This is a genomic window from Amycolatopsis rhabdoformis, assembly GCF_035918295.1.
GTDB lineage: Bacteria > Actinomycetota > Actinomycetes > Mycobacteriales > Pseudonocardiaceae > Amycolatopsis > Amycolatopsis rhabdoformis.
Map to the genome: position 1 here is coordinate 4,514,623 of NZ_CP142149.1, position 19,398 is coordinate 4,534,020.

Genomic DNA, 19,398 nt, shown 5'->3' on the forward strand with positions numbered 1-19,398 from the left:
CCCGATGCGAGGCGGGTCCCCCGACAGCGGCCGGAACCGAACGCCCAACCCCCACCGAAGCCACCCGGACCTAGCTCGCCACCCGCGAAGTCTCCGCCACCAAACCCGCCACCACCCGCGCGATGAACCGCCCCAGCACCAACCGATAAAACCACCCCGTCCCCGGCACCTTCGCCCGGAACGACGAATGCCAGTGAACCTCCGTACCACCGCCGGAAGCCGCGGCCAGGTCGACATACGCGACATAACCACGCAGCGGCAAGCCACTACGAAGCGCATAACCGAAACGACGATCCGGCTCCAACGCGATCACCTCCTCACACGACCGCGTACGGCCAGTGCGAAACACCCGCAACGCACCCAGCCCCTCACGCTCCGAAGGACCCTCCCGAAGCAGCGAGAACGAGCCCAACGGCGACCAGCGGGGCCAGCTGGACCCGTCGCGCAGCAGGGCGTAAACCGTCGCCGGGTCGGCGGGTGTGTGGGCCCGCACCGAGATTCGCTGCACAGCAAGCCTCCTCCGAACGCGTGTACCAAGTGGTACATGTACCATCTGGTACATGCCGGAAGCAAGCGAAGCAAGGGACAAGCTCCTCAACGCGGCCGTCGAGCACATCGCGCGCGACGGGGCCGGCCAGAGTTTGCGGGCGTTGGCGGCGGCGCTCGGCACGAGTCATCGGATGCTCAGCTACCACTTCGGCTCGAAGGAAGGCCTGCTGACGGCCGTCGCGCGGGAGGTGGAGCGGCGGCAGCGGGCCGTGCTCGCCGGGTTGGACCCGGGGCTGCCGCCGGAGGAGCTGGCAAGGGCGTTCTGGCGCAAGCTCACCGACGAAACGCTGCGGCACAACGAAAGGCTCTTCTTCCAGCTCTACGGCCAAGCCCTCGGCGGCGCACCCGGAACGGCGGAGTTCCTCGACGGCATCGTCGACAGCTGGCTCGCCCCGGTGGAAGCGCTGCTCGAACGCCTCGGCGTGCCCGAGGAGCACCGCGCGGCGCAGGCGCGGCTGGGTCTCGCCGTGACGCGCGGGCTGCTGCTGGATCTGGTGACCACGGGTGACCGGGAGGCCGTCGACGCGGCCATGGACCGCTTCGTCAGCCTCCAAAGCGCCGGTTTCTTGCAAACCTGACCCTTGACTTGACGTTTTCCTGCATCCACGATGCACCCGTGCAGGACGAAGCCAAGGTGAGCGATCTGGATCGGCGCATCGTCGCCGCGTTGCAGCTCAACGGGCGGGCGTCGTGGGGCGCGATCGCGCGGCAGGTGGGCACGAGTGAGTCCACAGTGCTGCGGCGCGCGGGCCAGTTGACGGAATCCGGGCAGCTGCGCGTGATCGGCGTGGTCGACGTGCTGCGCTGCGGCCTCGGCGTGCCGGTGCTGGCACGGCTGAAGTGCCGGCCGGGCACCGCGACCGCCGTCGCCGAGCAGCTGGCCGCGCGGCCGGAGGTCCGCTACGCGACGGTGCTCGCGGGCAGCGCCGACTGCTCCGCCGAGTTCGTGCTCCCCACCTACCGCGACATCGCGCGGCTGCAGGGCGATTTCCCGGCCGCCGACAACGTCCGCGACGCCGAGACCTTCGCGGTCATGCGCACGTTCACCTCCAACCACGACTGGGACTCCGGCGAGCTCGACGCCCAGGCCGCGGCCGAGCTGCGCGGCGCGGAGGTGCGCCCGTTCGAGGAACAGCACTGGGAACGCCCGCCCGAGCAGCTCGACGAGCTCGACCTCGCGATCAGCGCCGCGCTCGGCGAAGACGGCCGCCTGTCGTTCAAGGAGGTCTCGCGCCAGGTGGGGACGAGCGAGTCCACCGTGGCGCGCCGCGTCGATTCCCTCGTGCGCCGCGGCTGCCTACGCTTCCGCACGCTCGCGGAGCCCGCGATGTTCGGGTACGCGCTCGAGTTCATGCTCTGGCTCTCGGTCACCCCGGCCGAGCTCGACCGTGCCGGCCAGCAGCTCGCCGCGCACCCCGGCACCAAGTACCTGAGCGCGACCACCGGCCGCTTCAACCTCGTGGGCCAGATCGTGCTGCGCCACTACGGCGAGCTCTACCGCCACACCACCGACGTCGTCGGCGCCCTGCCCGGATTGCGGGAAGCCGACGTGACCCTGCAGGTCGCCACGCTCAAACGCGCTTGGTCGCCCACGCCCGCCGCGGCGGCAACCCGGGAGGAAGCATGACCGAACAACCTTGGCTCTGGGACGAGAACACCTGGCGAGGACACGTGGAGCACGTCCGCGCCGGCCGCTCGCTCAAACCCGCGCGGTGGCCCGGCGGCGCGAAGGTCGCCGTGGCGCTGTCGTTCGACTCCGACCACGAGACGCCCGCGCTGCGCGACGGCGAGGTGCTGCCCGGCAAGCTCGCCCAGGGCGAGTACGGCGCCCGCGTGGGTGTGCCGCGCCTGCTCAAGCTGCTCGACCGCTTCAACGCGCCCGCGTCGTTCTTCGTGCCCGCCGTGTCGGCCCTGCTGCACGACGGCGAGGTGAAGTCCTATGTGGACGCCGGCCACGAGGTGGCGCTGCACGGCTGGATCCACGAACGCAACACCGCGCTCACCGAGACCGAGGAGCGTGACCTCGCCTTCCGCGCCGCCGACGTGCTCGAAGGGCTCACCGGCGCCCGTCCGGTCGGCATCCGCACGCCGTCGTGGGACTTCTCCGCGCACACGCTCACGATCACCCGCGAGCTCGGCCTCGAGTACGACTCGTCGCTGATGGCCGACGACGACTGCTACGAGCTGCTCGAGAACGGCGAACCCACCGGCATCGTCGAGCTGCCCGTGGAGTGGATCCGCGACGACGCGCCGTACTTCATGATGGACCGCTTCGCCTCCCTGCGCCCCTACACGCCACCGCGCGGGGTGCTGTCGATCTGGCGCGACGAGTTCGACGCGGCCTACGCCGAAGGCGGCCTCTTCCAGCTCACCATGCACCCGCACATCATCGGCCACCGCTCACGCGTCGCGATCCTCACCGAGCTGCTCGACCACATCAGCGGCCACGCCGGCGTGTGGTTCGCCACCCACGCCCAGGTCGTCGACCACGTCCTCACGGCCGACGGGGGCCGGCCATGACGACCGTGCCGTCCACTTCGGACACCATCACCACGGCCCACCGCCTCAACCCGCAGCAGCGCAAGGCGATCGTGGCCGGCTCCATCGGCAACACCGTCGAATGGGTCGACTGGGCCGTCTACGCCACCTTCTCCCCCATCTTCGCCGGCCAGTTCTTCGCGGGCGGCAACGAAACCACCGCGCTGCTGTCCACGCTGGCCGTGTTCGCCGTCGGCTTCGTGATGCGCCCGATCGGCGGCGCGGTGCTCGGCGCGTACGCCGACCGGCGCGGCCGCAAGAAGGGCCTCACGCTCACGATTTCGCTGATGGCGGGCGCGTCGATCGTGATCGCGGTGTGCCCCACCTACACCCAGATCGGCGTGGGCGCACCGATCGTGCTGCTGCTCGCCCGGCTCGTGCAGGGCTTCTCGGCGGGCGGCGAGTTCGGTTCGTCCTCGGCGTTCCTCATCGAGTCGGCCGCCACCGGGCGCCGCGCGTTCGCCGGGTCGTGGCAGCAGGTGTCGGTGGGCGCGGGCTCGCTCATCGCGGCCCTGCTCGGCACCATCCTCAACTCGACGCTGTCGGACAGCGACCTGCACGGCTGGGGCTGGCGGCTCGCGTTCGGCGTCGCCGGGCTGCTGGGCCTGGTCGGTCTGTGGTTGCGCCGCTCGGTGCACGAGACCGAGGCGTTCGGCAAGGTCAGCACCCGGCCCGACGGCGAGAACCGGCGCAACCCGGTCGTCGCCATGCTCCGCGACCACCCCGGCGCCGCCCTGCGCGTGGCCGGCATCACGATCGCCGGCACGCTCATCTACTACGTGTGGGTGAGCTACATGCCGGCCTACGCCCACCTCTCCACCGGCATCCCGCTCAAGACCGCGCTGCTGGCCAACACGCTGGCCATGCTCGTGTTCATCTGCCTGCTGCCCTTCGGCGGCCTGCTGTCGGACCGCTTCGGCCGCAAGCCCACGATGACCGCGTTCGCCGCCGGGTTCGTGATCTTCGCCTGGCCCGCGTTCCACTTCCTGGCCAACGGGTTCTGGAGCGTCTTCGTGATCGAGCTCATCGGGCTCGTGCTGATCGTGGGCTACTCGGCCAACTGCGCGGTGATCATGGCCGAGCAGTTCCCGCCCGAGGTGCGCACCACCGGCATCGGCCTGCCCTACGCGCTGGCCGTCGCCGTGTTCGGCGGCACCGCGCCGTACGTCACGACCTGGCTCAACGCCAACCACCACGGTGACCTGGTGTGGGTCTACGTCGCCGTCGCCGCGCTGATCGGCGTCGCGGTGTACCTCACGATGCCCGAGACGAAGGGGAAGCAGCTCTAGATGCGTACGGTTCTCGTGACCGGCGCCGCCGGCGGGATCGGAGCCGCGATCGCGGCCCGGTTCGCCGCCGCGGGCGACCGGCTGGCGTGTACGGACCTGCGCGCCGGCGAACTGTCCACAGTGGCCGCCCGGCTGCGCGCCGACCACGGCGTGCCCGTGACCGAGCTGCCCGGTGACCTCGCCGACGCGGCGTTCGCCGAAGGGCTGGTGACCGCGGCCGGCCCGGTCGACGTGCTGGTGAACGCCGCCGGCATCTACCCCGCCACGCGCCTGCTCGACCTCACCGCGGCGCGGTGGGACCACGTGCAGGACGTGAACGTGCGCGCCGCCGTGCTCACCACCGTGGCGTTCGGCCGCGAGCACGTGGCGGCCGGCACCACCGGCACGGTCGTGAACATCTCCTCCGGCGCCGCCACCCGCGCGCGGCCCGGCGCCGCGCACTACGCCACGTCGAAGGCCGCGCTCGAGATGGCGACCAAGGCGTGCGCGGTGGAACTCGGCCCGCACGGCATCCGCGTGAACGCCGTGAGCCCGGGGTTCGTCACGGTCGACAGCGAAGCCAACCCCGTCACGGAGGCCTACGCGGCGGCGGTGTCGGTGAACCCGCTCGGCCGCCGAGGCGCGCCGCGCGAGATCGCCGACGCCGTGTTGTGGCTCGCCGGCCCGGAAGCCGGCTGGATCACCGGCACGGTGCTGCGCGTCGACGGCGGCTCGACCGCCGGGGCCGCGGGCCTGCCGCTTCACTGGTCGGGCGAAACGGCCGTGCAGCAAGCAATCACGGGAAGGACCACGCATGGTTGAGCGGCGCTCGTACACGGTGGTGGGCGGAGGCGCGATCGGCGGCACGCTCGCCTTCCACCTCGCCGAAGCCGGGCACCCGGTGGTGATCGTCGACGCCGACGCCGCCCACGTGGCCGCGATCGACGACCGCGGCCTCACGCTGGTGTCGCCGGCGGGCGAGCGGCGCGTGGACCTGCCCGCGTTCACCCCGGACGACGCGCCGCCGGAGCTGGGGCGCGTGCTGCTCGCCGTGAAGGCCCAGGCCACGGAGAGCGCGATGCAGTGGCTGGAGCCGCGGCTGACCGCCGACGGGTTCGTGGTGTCGCTGCAGAACGGGCTCAACGAGCCGCTCATCGCGTCGTTCGTCGGCGGGCACCGCACCGTGGGCGCGTTCGTGAACCTCTTCGCCGACGTCGCCGAGCCCGGTGTGGTGCGCGACGGCGGGGCCGGCGCCCTGGTCGTCGGCGAGCCCGACGGCCGGATCACCGACCGCGTGGAAGAGGTCGTGGCCGATCTGCAGTCCTGGGGTCCGGCGAAGGCGACCGCCAACGTCGAGGGTTACCTGTGGGCCAAGCTCGGCTTCGGCGCGATGCTGACCACCACCGCGCTGGCCGACGCGCCGATGGCCGACCTCATCGACCGGCACCGGCCGCTGATGCACGCGCTCGCGGCCGAGGTGTTCGCCGCGGCCGGCGCGCGGGTGCTGGAGCCGTTCGACGCGTTCGACCCCGTCGCCTACCTGCCGGGCGCCGAAGGGCGCGAGGCGGCGACGGACCGGCTGGTGGCCTGGCTGCGCACGCAGCCGAAGGACCGCAGCGGGATCTGGCGGGACATCGCCGTGCGCCACCGCCCGGTGGAGGTGTTTCACCACTACGCGCCGGTGCTCGACGAGGCGGCCGAGCTGGGCATCGGCCTGCCGCTGCTGAAAGCCGTGCTCAAGCGCCTCGCCGACGTCGAGACCGGCGCGCCGATGTCCGAGCACCACCTCACCGAACTGGAGGCACACCTGTGACCGGGATCCGCGAGCTGCACGAGTGGGTGCGCGCGCACCGTGACGACCTGCTCGCCGACCTCGCCGAGTACGTCGGCATCGAGACTCCCAGCGACGACAAGGAAAGTCTCACGCGCGGACTGTCCTGGGTGGACGGCTGGCTGCGCTCTCGCCTGGGCGAGCCCGCGGCCGTGCGGGACTTCGACGGCGGCCGCCACGGCGACATCAAGGTCTACGACTACCCCGGTGCCGGCGAGCAGCCCGTGCTGCTGCTCGCCCACTACGACACGGTGTGGCCGCTGGGCACGCTGGCCGGCTGGCCGTTCACGGTGGAGGGCGACCGCGCGACCGGGCCCGGGATCTTCGACATGAAATCGGGCCTGGTCCACGCCGTGTGGGCGCTGCGAGCCCTCGACGCGGCGGGTCTGCCGCGCCCGGCCGTGCGGCTGGTGCTCAACGGCGACGAGGAGCTCGGCAGCCCCGCGTCCCGGCCGGTGATCGAGGAGGCGGCCGCCGGGACGAAGGCGACGCTCGTGTTCGAGGCGAGCGCAGACGGTGCTGTGAAGACCTCACGCAAGGGTGTCGGCCTGTTCCAGGTCCACGCGACCGGCGTCGAGTCCCACGCCGGCCTCGACCCGACGAAGGGCGCGAGCGCGATCGACGAGCTGGCCCGCGCGATCCTCGCCCTGCACGCGCTCACCGACCTCGACGCCGGGACCACCGTGAACGTCGGTGTGATCTCCGGTGGCAGCAGGCAGAACGTGATCGCCGGCTCGGCGCGCGGCGAGATCGACGTGCGCGTGTCCAGCGCCGCCGAAGCCGCCCGCATCGACGCGGGCGTCGCCGCGATCAAAGCGAACGACCCGCGCGCGACGGTGACCGTCGAGGGCGGCTGGAACCGGCCGGTGATGGAACGGTCGGACGCCATCGTGGGGCTCTACGAGCTCGCGCGTGACCTGGCCGCGGAGATGGGGGTGCAGCTGCGCGAATGCTCCGTCGGGGGCGCCAGCGACGGCAACTTCGTGGCGGCGCTGGGCTACGCGGTGCTCGACGGCTTCGGCGCCGTCGGCGACGGTGCGCACGCGCGCCACGAGCACATCAGCGTCGAGGGCCTGCTGGAGCGCACCGCGCTGGCGGCCGCCGTGCTGCACCGCCTCGGCACCAGCTGACGGCTTTACGAAGCCCGAACATTCGCCCCACACCCCTCGTACACCGGCAGGAGAAGGTACTCACGTACCCGGAACTCACCGGTCACGAGAGGGAGAACGAACGATGCGAGGAACCACCTGGACCCGGCGGCTGGCGTTGGCGGGCGGCGGTGTCGCGGCCGGCCTGCTGGTCGTGACGCCGCTGGCCGTGGCGGACACCAGCGCACCGCCCGCGCCGCCTGCCTCGTCCACCGCGGCCGTCGCCCCGATCACGCTCAGCCCGGAGGAGTCGCAGCAGGTGTGCGGCGACTGGGTGCCCAAGCTGCAGAAGCGCGCGAAGAACCTCACCGACCGCATCAACGGCGGCGCCGAGGTCGAGGGCTCCGTCGCCAACCTCAAGGCGCGCTCGGCCGACCAGAAGGCGAAGGGCCACACCGCGGCGGCCGACCGCCTGCAGAAGCGCGCCGACAAGCGCCAGAGCCGGATCAGCCAGCTCGGCGACGCCACGAACAAGCTCAACGCCTTCGCCACGGCGCACTGCAAGCCCGCGGGCACGAAGTGAAGGCGGGCCTCGCGGTGAAGGGCCCCGCCACGGAATCAGCGGCGGCGCGGGCCCCCCTCACCGCGGGAGCCTGGCGGACCGGGCGCCGGTTCGCGGCCGCGGTCGGGGCGGCCGCGGTCCTGGCGCTCGCCTGCACCGCGTGCAACGGCGGTGACTCGGCGGCGCCACCAAGCGGCGGCAGCGGCGGCGGCGACCAGGCCACCAGCGAACTGAACAGCATCCAGTCCACGCTCGACAGCATCGACTCCGACATGGCCGGCGACGGCGCCGACCAGTCGAAGTAGGCTTTCGCTCCGACACAGCCTCCGCGCCGACGACCGGCGCGGCGGGAGAGAACGGGAGCCCGCATGGGGTCAGCCGGCCGCGGTCTCGTCCTGGTCGTGGAGGACGAGGCCGCGATCGCCGAGCTCGCCGCGTTGTACTTGAAGCGCGACGGTTTCGGGGTGCACGTGGAGTCGGACGGCGCGGCCGCGCTCGGCGCCGTGCGTGCGCTCAAGCCGGTGGCGGTGGTGCTCGACATCGGACTGTCCGGAATGGACGGTATCGAGATCTGCAAGGCGTTGCGCGCGGCCGGCGACTGGACCCCCGTCCTGTTCGTCACCGCGCGCGACGACGAGCTCGACCGGCTGCTCGGCCTCGAGATCGGGGCCGACGACTACCTCACGAAACCGTTCAGCCCGCGGGAGCTTTCCGCGCGCGTGCGCACCGTGCTGCGCCGCGCGGGCGGGGGCACGCCGGCGGCGGAGACCTTCGAATGCGGCGGCGCGCGCGTCGACGTGACCAGCCGCCGCGCGTGGGCCGGCGGGCAGGAGATCACGCTGACCTCGACCGAGTTCGACCTGCTCACCCACCTCGTGCGCCACCCCGGCCGCGTGCTCTCGCGCGACCAGCTGCTGAGCGCGGTGTGGGGTTACGCGGCCGCCGCGGGCACGCGCACGGTCGACGTGCACGTGGCACAGTTGCGCGCGAAGCTCGGCGCGCACAGTCCGATCAGGACGGTGCGCGGCATCGGCTACGCGGCGGACGCCGGATGAGGGGCACGCTGGCGCTGCGCATCACGGTCGTGTGCCTGGCGGTGGCGGGCATCGCGGTGATCGTGTCGGGGCTGGTGGCGACCCGGCTCGTGCGCACCACCGCCGACTCCGTGCTGCAACAGTCGCTCAAGGCGCAGGCCGACGTGGTCGCGACGCAGCTCGACGACACCGGCATCGGCAACCGCCTCGGCGTCGGCAAGGTCGCCGACGTGGTGCGCGGCCAGGGCATCGCCGTGGTCGTGCGGCGCGCGGGCGGCCAGGACGTGGGCGACGCGACCTCGACCCGCGTGGCCGAGCGCGCCGGGCTGGCGTCGGGGCAGAACCAGTCAGACCGCGTGACCGTGGACGGGCAGCAGTACCTCGTGGAGGTCCGCGCGGTCGGCCCGCGCGCGGCCGAGTTCGCGCTGGTCCAGCCCGCTCGCAGTGGTGAGGCGACGCAGCGCGCGCTGGTGCGCAACATCGCGCTGGCGCTGGGCATCGGGCTGCTGGTGGCGGCCGTCGCCGGGTACGTGTCCGGGCGACTGCTCGGCCGGCCGTTGCGTAAAGCCGCGGCCGCGGCGGTGAGCCTGCGCGCGGGCCGTCGTGACGTGCGCGTGCCGGTGGAGGGGCCCGTCGAGGTCGCCGAGGTCGCGGGATCGCTCAACGAACTGGCCGACGCCCTGGCCCACAGCGAGGCGCGCCAACGTGAGTTCCTGCTCTCGGTGTCCCACGAGCTGCGCACCCCGCTCACCGCCGTGACCGGGTTCGCCGAGGCCGTGGCCGACGGGGTCGCCGAAGGACCCGAGGCGCGCCGTGCGGGCGAGACCATCCACCGCGAGGCACAGCGGCTGGAACGCCTGGTGAGCGACCTGCTCGAGCTCGCCCGCCTCGGCGCCGACGAGTTCCGCCTCGACCTCGCGACGCTCGACCTGGCCGCGCTCGTGCACGATCGTGTGCGCGTGTGGCAGCTGCGCTGCGAACGCGAAAACGTGCCGCTCTACGTCGACACACCCGGCGCACCCGTGCTGGTGACCGCCGACGCGCGGCGCTTGCAGCAGGTGGTCGACGGCCTGGCCGAGAACGCCCTGCGCGTGACCCCGCCCGGCGCGCCCATGGTGTTCTCCCTGGTCGTGGCCGACGGACACGCACACCTCGCCGTGCGCGACGGCGGCCCCGGCCTCGCGCCGGAGGACTACGAGGTGGCCTTCGAGCGCGGCGTGCTGAACAAGCGCTACCGCGACCGGCGCCCGGTCGGCTCCGGCATCGGCCTCGCGCTGGTCCACGGCCTGGTCACACGCATGGGCGGCGCGCTGCGGGCCGGACCCGCGCCGGAAGGCGGCGCGGCCTTCACGATCACGCTCCCCCTCACCGCGCACTGACCACACTGTCCCTGACCGCGACCGTTGTCAGGCGCCGCGGCGGTGCCCTTCGACCCGCAAATCGCAAGCGGCGGACGCCGATCACACTGTCCATAACGGACGATCCCGGCACCGTGACTCCCGACACAGCCAAAGCCTTTTGCCCGAAGCGGAAACTCCACTCCACAGGTGATCCACCGGAAGTCAGGCAGTCACCGGTTAGGCTGGCACCGTGGAAATGCTGCACCTGCGTTACTTCGTGGCCGTCGCCGAGGAACTCAACTTCTCGGCGGCCGCGCGGCGGCTCCACATGGCCGCGTCGCCGCTGAGCCAGCGGATCAAGGACCTCGAGCACGAGCTCGACCAGAAGCTGTTCGACCGCAGCACCCACCACGTCACGCTCACCCCCGCGGGTACCGCGCTGCTGCCGATCGCGCGCGACGTGCTGGACCAGGTCAACTCCATCCCCTGGCGGCTGCGCGAGGCGACGAAACCCCAGCGCAGCACGGTGTTCCTCGGCATGCCGGCCGGCGTGCACCCGGACCTGCGCGACCGCGTGACGGCGCTGGCCGAGCGCGTGCGCGAGCGGTTCGAGCTGAAGCGCTGGCCCGGCGCGAGCCCGGATCTCGTTGACGCCGTGCTCGACGGCCGTCTCGCGCTCACGCTGGCCCGCATGCCGGTGACCGACCCGGCGCTCGAGGCGGTGCCGGCGATGTCCGAGCGGCTGGGCGCCGTGGTGCCGGCCGACCAGTTCACCGGCCGCGAGTCGGTGAGCCTCGCCGAGCTGGCCGGGTTCGCCTACCTCGCCTCCCCCGAGGAATCCACTCCGGCGTATTTCGAGCAGCTCGACCACCAATTGATGACCCTGGGCATCAAAAAGCGGTTCAAGCTCACCAACACCGGGTATTCCGGGGTCTCGGAAATCATTTCCTCCGGCTTGGCGTTTTCCATTTCCATGCTCGACGAGGCCAGCCCCATGCACCTCTACCGGCTCGAGAACGTGGCCGTGCTCCCGTTCACGGATTTCCGGCCTGAGCTGGAGACCAACCTGATCTGGCGACGTGACCGCGGCGACAGCGGCGACCTGGCCGACCTCGTGGCCGCCGCGCGCGAGATCTTCGCCGAACCGCTGACCAGCTGAAACACCGAGAACACCACGCGAAGAATGGTATGATCGCCGCGGTCATACCATTCTTCGCGACATGATCATTCCCTTTCCCCCTGCCCGCTACTAACTTCGGTGGCAGAGCAAGAACAGCAGGTGCGAAAGGATCGAAGATGGACGAGCAGAACACCGCCACCGGACCGCTTCACGGGGTGCGCGTGATCGACCTCTCGACCGTGGTGATGGGCCCGTACGCGGCGCAGATCCTCGGTGACCTGGGCGCCGACGTGATCAAGATCGAGTCCCCCGCCGACACCGTCCGCGTGGGCCAGTACCGCACCACGCCGGGGATGACCCCGCTCAACCTTAACGTGAACCGCAACAAGCGCAGCGTCGCCCTGAACCTCAAGGACGCCGGCGAGCGCGAGCAGGCCCTGGCGCTGATCGACACCGCCGACGTGCTCATCACCAACATGCGCCCCGGCGCGCTGGCCCGCCTCGGCCTGGACTACGCCGAGGTCGCGAGCCGCAACCCGGGCCTGATCTACGCCCACGCTCAGGGCTTCCGCAGTGACTCCGACCGTGCCGGCAACGCCGCCTACGACGAGACCGTGCAGGCCGCCTCCGGCCTGGTCGACATCGCGAACCGCGCGATCGGCAAGCCGGTGTACCTGCCGACCATCCTGGGCGACAAGGTCTCCTCGCTCACGATCGTCTACACCGTGCTCGCCGCGCTGCACCACCGCGACCGCACCGGCGAGGGCCAGCAGATCGAGATCCCGATGACCGACACGCTCATCGCGTTCAACCTGGTCGAGCACCTCGCCGGGCACGTGTTCGAGCCGGCGCAGGGCCCCACGGGCTTCCCGCTGTCGATGTCGCAGGGCCACCGCGCGGCGCCGACGAAGGACGGCCTCGCCTGCGTGATCCCCTACAACCCGCAGAACTTCCGCGACTTCTTCGCCGCCGCCGGCCGCGGCGACCTCGTCGAAGACCCGCGCGTGAACGGCGAGGCGATCGACAACGCCGACGTCGACGCGCTGGCGGAGCTCATCGACGAGTGCGCCCCCGCGCTCACCACCGCCGAATGGGCCGAGGTCTGCGCGAAGCACAGCATCCCGTTCGCACCGGTCCTGGAGCTCGACCGCGCCCACGAGGACCCCTACGTGCAGGACGGCCACCTGCTCGACACCGTCGAGCACCCGACCGAGGGCACCATCCGCACGGTCGGCATCCCGGTGCGCTTCTCGGCCACCCCCGGCTCGATCCGCCGCCCGGCCCCGGTCGCCGGCCAGGACACCGCCGAGGTCCTCGCCGAGCTCGCGAACCGCTGAACACCCCGGCACAGCACCGAAGTCCGCACCGAAACCCGCACAAAAGTCACCGAGAAGAAGTGAAGTCATGAGCACCGAAGTGCGCACCGAACGGATCGGCACCACGCTGCTGATCACGATCGACCGCCCGCGGGCCCGCAACGCCGTGAACGCGGCCGTCGCGACCGGGCTGGCGGACGCGCTGGACACCCTGGAGAGCGACCCGACCCTGCGGGCCGGCGTTCTCACCGGCGCCGAAGGCACCTTCAGCGCCGGCATGGACCTCAAGGCCGCGCTGGCCGGCGAGAGCCCGGAGGTTCCGGGTCGCGGGTTCGGCGGACTGACCGAAGCCGAACTCACCAAGCCGCTGATCGCCGCGGTCGAGGGCTGGGCCATGGGCGGCGGGTTCGAGCTGGCGCTGGGCTGCGACCTGGTCGTGGTCAGTGAAGACGCGAAGTTCGGCCTGCCCGAGGTCAAGCGCGGCCTGGTCGCCGCCGGTGGTGGCGTGATCCGCCTGCCGAAGCGCCTGCCCCACCACCTCGCGATGGAGCTGCTGCTCACCGGCGAGCCGATCACCGGCACGAGGGCCGGTGAGCTGGGCCTGGCCAACCGCGTGGTCCCGGCCGGGGAAGCCACCGCCGTCGCACTGCAGCTGGCCGAACTGGTCACGCAGAACGCGCCGCTCGCGCTGGCCGCGGTGAAGAAGATCGTGCGCGCCGCCGACGGGGTTCCCCAGCCCGAGGCGTTCGCCGCGCAGCGAGAAGAACTGAAGCACCTGATGAGCTCCGCCGACGTCCGCGAGGGCATGACCGCCTTCGCCGAGCGCCGCGCGCCCCAGTGGACTGGACGGTGACGACCATGAAGCAAGAAGACGTCCGGCGGCACGTGACCACGCCGCTCGTGAACCCCGCGTTCGCGCCGATGGTGCCGCGCTTCACCAACCGCGAGTACCTGAACATCGTCTACCGCACCGACGCCGAGGCCCTGCGCGCCGTCGTGCCCGAGCCGCTGCAGATCGACGAGCCGCTGGTGCGGTTCGAGGTCATGAAGATGGGCGACGTGAGCGGCTACGGCCCCTACACCGAATCGGGCCAGGCCATCCCGGTCACCTTCGACGGCGAGCGCGGCGAGTACCTGCACGCGATGTACCTCGACAACTTCCCGGCCACCGCGTCGGGCCGCGAGGTCAGCGCCTACCCCAAGACCATCGGGGCACCGAACCTCTATGTCGACAACGGCGCGCTCGTGGGCACGCTCGACTACGGAACGCTGCGCGTGGCCACCGCGACCATGGGCTACAAGCACTTCGCGCTCGACACCGAGGCCGCCGAAGCCCAGATCACGGTGCCGACGTTCATGCTGAAGATCATCCCCGGCTACGACGGCGCGCCCCGCGTGATGGAGCTCGTGCGCACCGAGATCACCGACGTGGTCGTGAAGGAGGCCTGGACCGGCCCCGCGCGGCTGCAGTTGTTCGAGCACGTGCTCGCGCCGCTGGCCGACCTGCCGGTGCGCGAGATCGTGTCCGCCAGCCACATCCTCACCGACCTCACCCTGGCGCCCGTGACGCCGGTCCACGACTACCTCAAGGGAGCTTGACGATGAGCACCACCGAATTCCGGACCGCCGCCGTGATCGGCGCCGGCACCATCGGCCTCTCGTGGACCGCGCTGTTCGCCGGCCACGGCCTCACCGTGAAGGTCACCGACCCCCGCCCCGACCTCGCCGAAGCCGTCGCCGCGGCGCTGGCCGAGTACACGCCGCACCTGGCCGCACAGGGTCTCGACGTCTCCGGGCTGGCCGACCGCGTGCAGCTCGCCGGCAGTGTCGAAGAAGCCGTCCGAGACGCCGATGTGGTGCAGGAGAACGGTCCGGAGAGCGTCGAGTTCAAAAAGGACCTGTTCGCCACGCTCGTGGCCGCCGCGCCGAAGCACGCGCTGCTGCTCAGCTCTTCGTCCGCGATCCCTTCGACCGCGTTCACCGGCGAGCTGGCCGACGCGAGCCGGGTCCTCATCGGACACCCGTTCAACCCGCCGCACCTCATCCCGCTCGTGGAGGTCGTGCCCGGCGAGCGCACCGGCGAGGACGCCACCCAGGCCGCCGTCGACTTCTACACCTTCCTCGGCCGCGTGCCCGTGGTGGAGCGCAAGGAGATCCCCGGGTTCGTCGGCAACCGGCTGCAGAACGCGCTGAGCCGCGAGGCGATCTACCTCGTCGAGCAGGGTGTGGTCACCCCCGAAGACCTCGACAAGGTGATGACCAACTCGCTCGGCATCCGCTGGGCCACGGTCGGGCCGTTCCTCGGCTCGCACCTGGGCGGCGGCCCCGGCGGCTACCGGCACATGGCCGAGCACATCGGCCCGTCGATGAAGAAGATGTGGGCGAGCCTCGGGCAGCCCTCGCAGACCCCGGAAGAAACCCAACGGCTCGTCGAAGCCGTCGAAAAGGCTTACGGCTCCTCCACGTACTCGGAACTCGCCGACGCGCGCGACCGCAAGCAGCTCGCTGTCCTGTCTGCTTTGGACAGCACCAAGGAGGAGAACTGACATGACCACCACACTCGAAGACCAGCTGACCGCCGACTTCTACGACTACGAGACCCTGCTGAGCGACGAAGAGCGCAAGCTGCTCGTGAAGGCCCGCTCGTTCATGCGTGATGAGGTCAAGCCGCTGGTGAACGAGAACTGGGCCGCCGGCACGTTCCCGAAGGAGCTCATCGCGAAGTTCCGCGAGAGCGGCCTCGCGGGCCTGCCGTACGAGGGTTACGGCGAGCACCGCGCCGCCACCAGCCACCTGCTCACCGGCATGCTGGCCATGGAGATGAGCCGCACCGACGCCTCGGTCGCCACCTTCTTCGGCGTCCACAACGGACTCGCCATGTACTCGATCCACTCCGGCGGCAGCCAGGAACAGCGCGACCGTTGGCTGCCCGAGATGGCCGCGATGGACAAGATCGGCGCGTTCGCGATGACCGAGCCGCTCGGCGGGTCCGATGTGGCCGGTGGCATGCGCACCACCGCACAGCGTGTATCAAATGAAGAGGATGGGGACACCTGGATCCTCAACGGTGCCAAGCGCTGGATCGGCAACGCGACCTTCGCCGACTACGTGGTGGTGTGGGCCCGCGACGTCGACGACAACAACGTGAAGGGCTTCGTCGTCGAGAAGGGCACGCCGGGCTTCTCGCCGGTGAAGATCGAGAACAAGATCGCGTTCCGCATCGTCGAGAACGCCGAGATCACCCTCACCGACGTGCGCGTGCCGGAGGCGAACCGCCTGCAGGGCATCGACTCCTTCCGCGACGTCGCCGAAATCCTGCGCGCCACCCGCGGCGGTGTCGCGTGGCAGGCGCTGGGCGTGATGATCGGCGCCTACGAGCTGGCGCTGGACTACGCCAAGGAGCGCAAGCAGTTCGGCCGCCCGATCGCGCGCTTCCAGCTGGTGCAGGACCTGCTGGTGAAGAGCCTCGGCAACATCACCGCGAGCTGGGGCATGCTCGTGCAGCTGGCCCGCCTGCAGGACGCCGGGATCTTCAAGGACGAACACTCGTCGCTGGCCAAGGCGTTCGTGACCTCGCGCATGCGGGAGGTCGTGGCCTGGGGCCGGGAGATCTTCGGCGGCAACGGCATCGTGCTCGACCACGACATCGCGCGGTTCTTCGCCGACGCGGAGGCCATCTACTCCTTCGAGGGCACCCGCGAGATGAACACGCTCATCGTGGGCAAGGCGATCACGGGCCAGAGCGCGTTCGTCTGATCAGCGCGCAGGTGCGATCAGCGCCTGAGCGGGCACCCGAGTCAGTTCACGCAGCCGGTGGCGTTCGACGCCACCGGCTGCTGTGGCGTGCTCCCGGCCGGCGTGCCCGAGGGCGGGGTCGCCGTCTTGGTGACGGCGATCGGCCGCACCCCGCCGTGGCTGCCCGGCGAGGCGGGCGTGTCCGTGGTGCCGGTGCCACCGGAGGCCGACACGGACGAGGAGCTGAGCTGCTCCTGCACGAACGTCTTGACCTGCTGCGGGTCGACCTTCACCGCGTCACCGTCGGCCGGCGTGGCCAGCGAGAGGCTCTGCACCGGGATGGTGACGAAGGCGATGGCGCCGGAGCTGATGCCGTGCAGCTGCTGGGCGAAGCTGAGGATGTCCCAGCCCTGGTCGAGCACGATCGAGCCCTGCACCGCGTCGACGAGGGCCGACAGCTTGTCCGGACTGGTCAGCGTGCCGGCGCCGAGCACGTTCTTCGCCATGCCGGCGAGGAACGCCTGCTGCCGCGCGATCCGGTCGAGGTCGCCGTTGAGCAGGCCGTGGCGCTGGCGCACGAACGCGAGCGCCTGCGCACCGGAAAGTGTTTGCGGGCCCGCCGGGAAGTTCGCGCCCGAGTAGGTGTCGTGCACCGGGTTGTTGAGGCACACCTGCACGCCGCCGACCGCTTGGCTCAGCGCCGCGAACCCGGCGAGGTTCACCGCCGCGTAGTGGTTGATCGTGAGACCGGTGAGCTTCGAGACGGCGGCGATCGCGGACTTCGCGCCCTCGGCGTCGGCGGCCACCTCGAGCTGCGGGCCACTGAGGCCCTGGGCCGACAGGTGCGAGCGCGCGGACGCCCGGGCGCGGCTGTAGGCCGAGTTGATCTTGTGCTTGCCGTAGCCCGGCACGTCCACATAGGAGTCGCGCGGGATGGAGATCGCCGTGGCGGCCGCGCCACCGGCGGGCACGTGCACCACGATCATCGTGTCGGTGGTGCTGCCGCCGTCGTCGCCGCTGCCGGCGTGCAACGAGTCGAGCACGTTCTGTGGCAACGGGTTCCCGTTGGCGTCGGTGCGCGAGTCGAGGCCGACCAGGAGGATGTTCTGCGCGACCTGCAGCGGTTGTCCGGTGGATGTCTCGGGAATCTGCGCGGCGGGCGGGATGACGTCGGCCGTGACGATGCCGGTGTCGAGCCGGTGCAGCTGCGACCACGCGAACCCGGTGGCACCCAGCACCAGCGTCGACACCACCCCCAGCACCACACGGCCGCTGATCCGGCGGCTCCGGGACGTGAGCAGCACGACAGAATCCCCTTGCTTCCCCGAAAGGGCCCGACGCGGGCCTGTCTTCGAGGATCACCGCGTTAGCTGGGAATTGCCTGAGAATCCTGTCGCAAAGATGTGATGATGCCCGTTCGGCCGACCCCGGCTCGGCCGAAAGTGAGCCAGGCCACGGAGTTCCGCGACACGGTGTGTCGCTTCGGGCACGCGGAGTCGGGGCGCGCGCTCAGCGCGGCATCCGCCGCCACACGGCGCGCGGCAGCAGGCGCAGCACCGCGAAGACCGGACGGAGCACTCCCGGCACCCAGACGACCGCGCGCTGTCGCCGAAGCGCCGCCACCGTCGCGTCGGCCACCTGGTCCGGGGTACTGGAGAACGGCGCCGGCGCCATGCCCTCGGTCATCCGGCCGATCACGAACCCGGGCCGCACGAGCAGCAGGTGCACGCCGGTGCCGTGCAGCGCGTCGGCGAGCCCGCACGCGAAGCCGTCGAGCCCGGCCTTGGCCGAGCCGTACACGTAGTTGGCGCGCCGCACGCGCACGCCGGCGACCGAGGAGAACACCACGAGCCGGCCCGAGCCCTGCGCGCGCAGCAGTTCCGCCGTGTGGGTGAGCACGGCGACCTGGGCGACGTAGTCGGTGTGCACGATCGCGGCGGCGTGCTCGGCGTCGGCCTCGGCCCGGGTCTGGTCGCCGAGGATGCCGAAGGCGAGCACCACGACGTCGAGCGGACCGTGGTCGGCGACCACGCGGTCGAGCAGCGGCCGGTGCGCGGCCAGGTCGTCGGCGTCGAACTCGGCGGTCTCGACCACTTCGGCGCCGGCCGCGCGCAAAGTCGCCACCTGCTCGGCCAGATCACTGCCCGGGCGCGCGGCCAGCACGAATCGCTTCGACCCCTGCGCGGCGAGCCGCTGCGCGACCGCCGTCCCGATCTCGCTGCGTCCGCCCAGCACCAGCACCGTTCCGCTCACGCGCGGCAGTCTGCCAGCCCGGTCCGCGCGGTGCCGAAGGTGGCCCGTTTCACAAACTGCAACTTTGCAGATTGTGAAAGTTTGGCGCTACGATCGACCGCGTGTCCTCCCCCGGCCTGCGCGAGCGCAAGAAGCTCGAAACCCACCGCACGCTCGCGACCACCGCCGTGCGACTGGTCGGCGAACGCGGTCTGGACCATGTGACGGTGGAGGACATCGCCGCGGACGCCGGAGTTTCGGCCCGAACCTTCTTCAACTACTTCGCGTCCAAAGAGGACTCGGTGGTGATCGCGCACGCCGACCACGCGGAGCGCAGCCTGCGGATGGTCGAGCGGCTCGCCGTGCTGCCGGCGTCGATGACCACACTCGAGGCACTGCTCGCGAGCGTGCGCGAAGAGCTGGCGGAGATCGGCGAGAACCGCGACGAGTGGCTCACCCGCATCCGGATCATCAAGGAGAACCCCGGCCTCACGCTGCGCGCCATGTCGCTCAACTCCGACGCCGTCGAGCCGACCATCGCCGCCATCGCGAAGCGCAGCGGTACCGATCCGGCGAAGGACCTGTACCCGTCGCTGCTGCTTTCGGCGTTCGGCAGCGCGCTCAACGCCTCCCTGATGCTGTGGCGCGACCTCGGGGGTTCGCGGCCGCTGCTCGACCTGATCGACGAGGCGGTGGCGACGCTGGCCGCCGGGCTCGCCGACCCGCACTGAACCCGCTTTCCCGCACTGAACCGGCCCGCACCGACTGTCCTGTGCCGCACCGCT

At 71.3% G+C, this 19,398-nt stretch carries 21 protein-coding genes; 18 read left to right on the top strand and 3 right to left on the bottom strand.

Going from position 1 to position 19,398, the window contains the following annotated elements:
- Positions 1-70: 70 nt before the first annotated feature.
- Positions 71-508 (bottom strand): SRPBCC family protein, encoded by a 438-nt coding sequence (locus VSH64_RS20610; protein WP_326837264.1) that lies wholly within the window; start codon positions 506-508, stop codon positions 71-73.
- A gap of 52 nt (positions 509-560) precedes the next feature.
- Between VSH64_RS20610 and VSH64_RS20615 the strand changes: the two genes are divergently transcribed.
- From VSH64_RS20615 to VSH64_RS20695, 17 genes are all read left to right on the top strand, one after another.
- A complete protein-coding gene (locus VSH64_RS20615; RefSeq protein WP_326837265.1) occupies positions 561-1,127 on the top strand; it encodes a TetR/AcrR family transcriptional regulator in 567 nt (188 codons plus the stop codon).
- Positions 1,128-1,165: 38 nt separating this feature from the next.
- Complete coding sequence (locus tag VSH64_RS20620; protein ID WP_326837266.1) at positions 1,166-2,176, top strand: Lrp/AsnC family transcriptional regulator; 1,011 nt, start codon at positions 1,166-1,168, stop codon at positions 2,174-2,176.
- Complete coding sequence (locus tag VSH64_RS20625; RefSeq protein ID WP_326837267.1) at positions 2,173-3,069, top strand: polysaccharide deacetylase family protein; 897 nt, start codon at positions 2,173-2,175, stop codon at positions 3,067-3,069. Before VSH64_RS20620 ends, VSH64_RS20625 begins: the two co-directional genes overlap by 4 nt.
- Positions 3,066-4,376 carry an MFS transporter gene (locus VSH64_RS20630; protein WP_326837268.1) on the top strand — a complete coding sequence of 437 codons (1,311 nt, stop codon included), beginning with the start codon at positions 3,066-3,068 and terminating at the stop codon, positions 4,374-4,376. The genes VSH64_RS20625 and VSH64_RS20630 overlap by 4 nt, the downstream gene beginning before the upstream one ends.
- A complete protein-coding gene (locus VSH64_RS20635) occupies positions 4,377-5,177 on the top strand; it encodes an SDR family NAD(P)-dependent oxidoreductase (RefSeq protein ID WP_326837269.1) in 801 nt (266 codons plus the stop codon). It abuts the gene before it with no gap.
- Positions 5,170-6,168, top strand: a complete 999-nt coding sequence (locus VSH64_RS20640; protein WP_326837270.1) for a ketopantoate reductase family protein — start codon at positions 5,170-5,172, stop codon at positions 6,166-6,168. Before VSH64_RS20635 ends, VSH64_RS20640 begins: the two co-directional genes overlap by 8 nt.
- Positions 6,165-7,316: a M20 family metallopeptidase gene (locus VSH64_RS20645; protein WP_326837271.1), complete on the top strand. Its 1,152-nt coding sequence runs from the start codon at positions 6,165-6,167 to the stop codon at positions 7,314-7,316. The genes VSH64_RS20640 and VSH64_RS20645 overlap by 4 nt, the downstream gene beginning before the upstream one ends.
- 103 nt (positions 7,317-7,419) lie before the next feature.
- A complete protein-coding gene (locus tag VSH64_RS20650) occupies positions 7,420-7,857 on the top strand; it encodes a hypothetical protein (RefSeq protein ID WP_326837272.1) in 438 nt (145 codons plus the stop codon).
- Between the two features lie 14 nt (positions 7,858-7,871).
- Positions 7,872-8,141: a hypothetical protein gene (locus tag VSH64_RS20655; RefSeq protein WP_326837273.1), complete on the top strand. Its 270-nt coding sequence runs from the start codon at positions 7,872-7,874 to the stop codon at positions 8,139-8,141.
- Positions 8,142-8,204: 63 nt separating this feature from the next.
- On the top strand, positions 8,205-8,891 hold the full coding sequence (locus tag VSH64_RS20660) for a response regulator transcription factor (RefSeq protein WP_326837274.1): 687 nt from the start codon (positions 8,205-8,207) through the stop codon (positions 8,889-8,891).
- Entirely contained in the window at positions 8,888-10,249 is a 1,362-nt protein-coding gene (locus tag VSH64_RS20665) for a sensor histidine kinase (RefSeq protein WP_326837275.1), read from the top strand. Before VSH64_RS20660 ends, VSH64_RS20665 begins: the two co-directional genes overlap by 4 nt.
- 211 nt (positions 10,250-10,460) lie before the next feature.
- A complete protein-coding gene (locus VSH64_RS20670) occupies positions 10,461-11,369 on the top strand; it encodes a LysR family transcriptional regulator (RefSeq protein WP_326837276.1) in 909 nt (302 codons plus the stop codon).
- A 137-nt stretch (positions 11,370-11,506) separates the two neighbouring features.
- Positions 11,507-12,667, top strand: coding sequence for a CaiB/BaiF CoA transferase family protein (locus tag VSH64_RS20675; protein WP_326837277.1), 1,161 nt, complete (start codon positions 11,507-11,509; stop codon positions 12,665-12,667).
- Positions 12,668-12,734: 67 nt separating this feature from the next.
- Positions 12,735-13,499, top strand: coding sequence for a crotonase/enoyl-CoA hydratase family protein (locus VSH64_RS20680; RefSeq protein WP_326837278.1), 765 nt, complete (start codon positions 12,735-12,737; stop codon positions 13,497-13,499).
- A gap of 5 nt (positions 13,500-13,504) precedes the next feature.
- The gene (locus VSH64_RS20685; RefSeq protein ID WP_326837279.1) at positions 13,505-14,245 is read left to right on the top strand and encodes an acetoacetate decarboxylase; all 741 of its coding nucleotides are present in this window, start codon (positions 13,505-13,507) and stop codon (positions 14,243-14,245) included.
- Between the two features lie 2 nt (positions 14,246-14,247).
- Complete coding sequence (locus tag VSH64_RS20690; RefSeq protein ID WP_326837280.1) at positions 14,248-15,192, top strand: 3-hydroxyacyl-CoA dehydrogenase NAD-binding domain-containing protein; 945 nt, start codon at positions 14,248-14,250, stop codon at positions 15,190-15,192.
- 1 nt (position 15,193) lies between these two features.
- A complete protein-coding gene (locus tag VSH64_RS20695; RefSeq protein WP_326837281.1) occupies positions 15,194-16,402 on the top strand; it encodes an acyl-CoA dehydrogenase family protein in 1,209 nt (402 codons plus the stop codon).
- Positions 16,403-16,443: 41 nt separating this feature from the next.
- Here the strand turns inward: VSH64_RS20695 and VSH64_RS20700 are convergent, their stop codons facing one another.
- Complete coding sequence (locus tag VSH64_RS20700; RefSeq protein ID WP_326837282.1) at positions 16,444-17,685, bottom strand: LCP family protein; 1,242 nt, start codon at positions 17,683-17,685, stop codon at positions 16,444-16,446.
- 205 nt (positions 17,686-17,890) lie between these two features.
- Complete coding sequence (locus tag VSH64_RS20705; RefSeq protein ID WP_326837283.1) at positions 17,891-18,634, bottom strand: SDR family NAD(P)-dependent oxidoreductase; 744 nt, start codon at positions 18,632-18,634, stop codon at positions 17,891-17,893.
- Between the two features lie 101 nt (positions 18,635-18,735).
- Between VSH64_RS20705 and VSH64_RS20710 the strand changes: the two genes are divergently transcribed.
- Positions 18,736-19,344 (top strand): TetR/AcrR family transcriptional regulator, encoded by a 609-nt coding sequence (locus VSH64_RS20710; RefSeq protein ID WP_326837284.1) that lies wholly within the window; start codon positions 18,736-18,738, stop codon positions 19,342-19,344.
- The last annotated feature ends 54 nt before the right edge of the window (positions 19,345-19,398 follow it).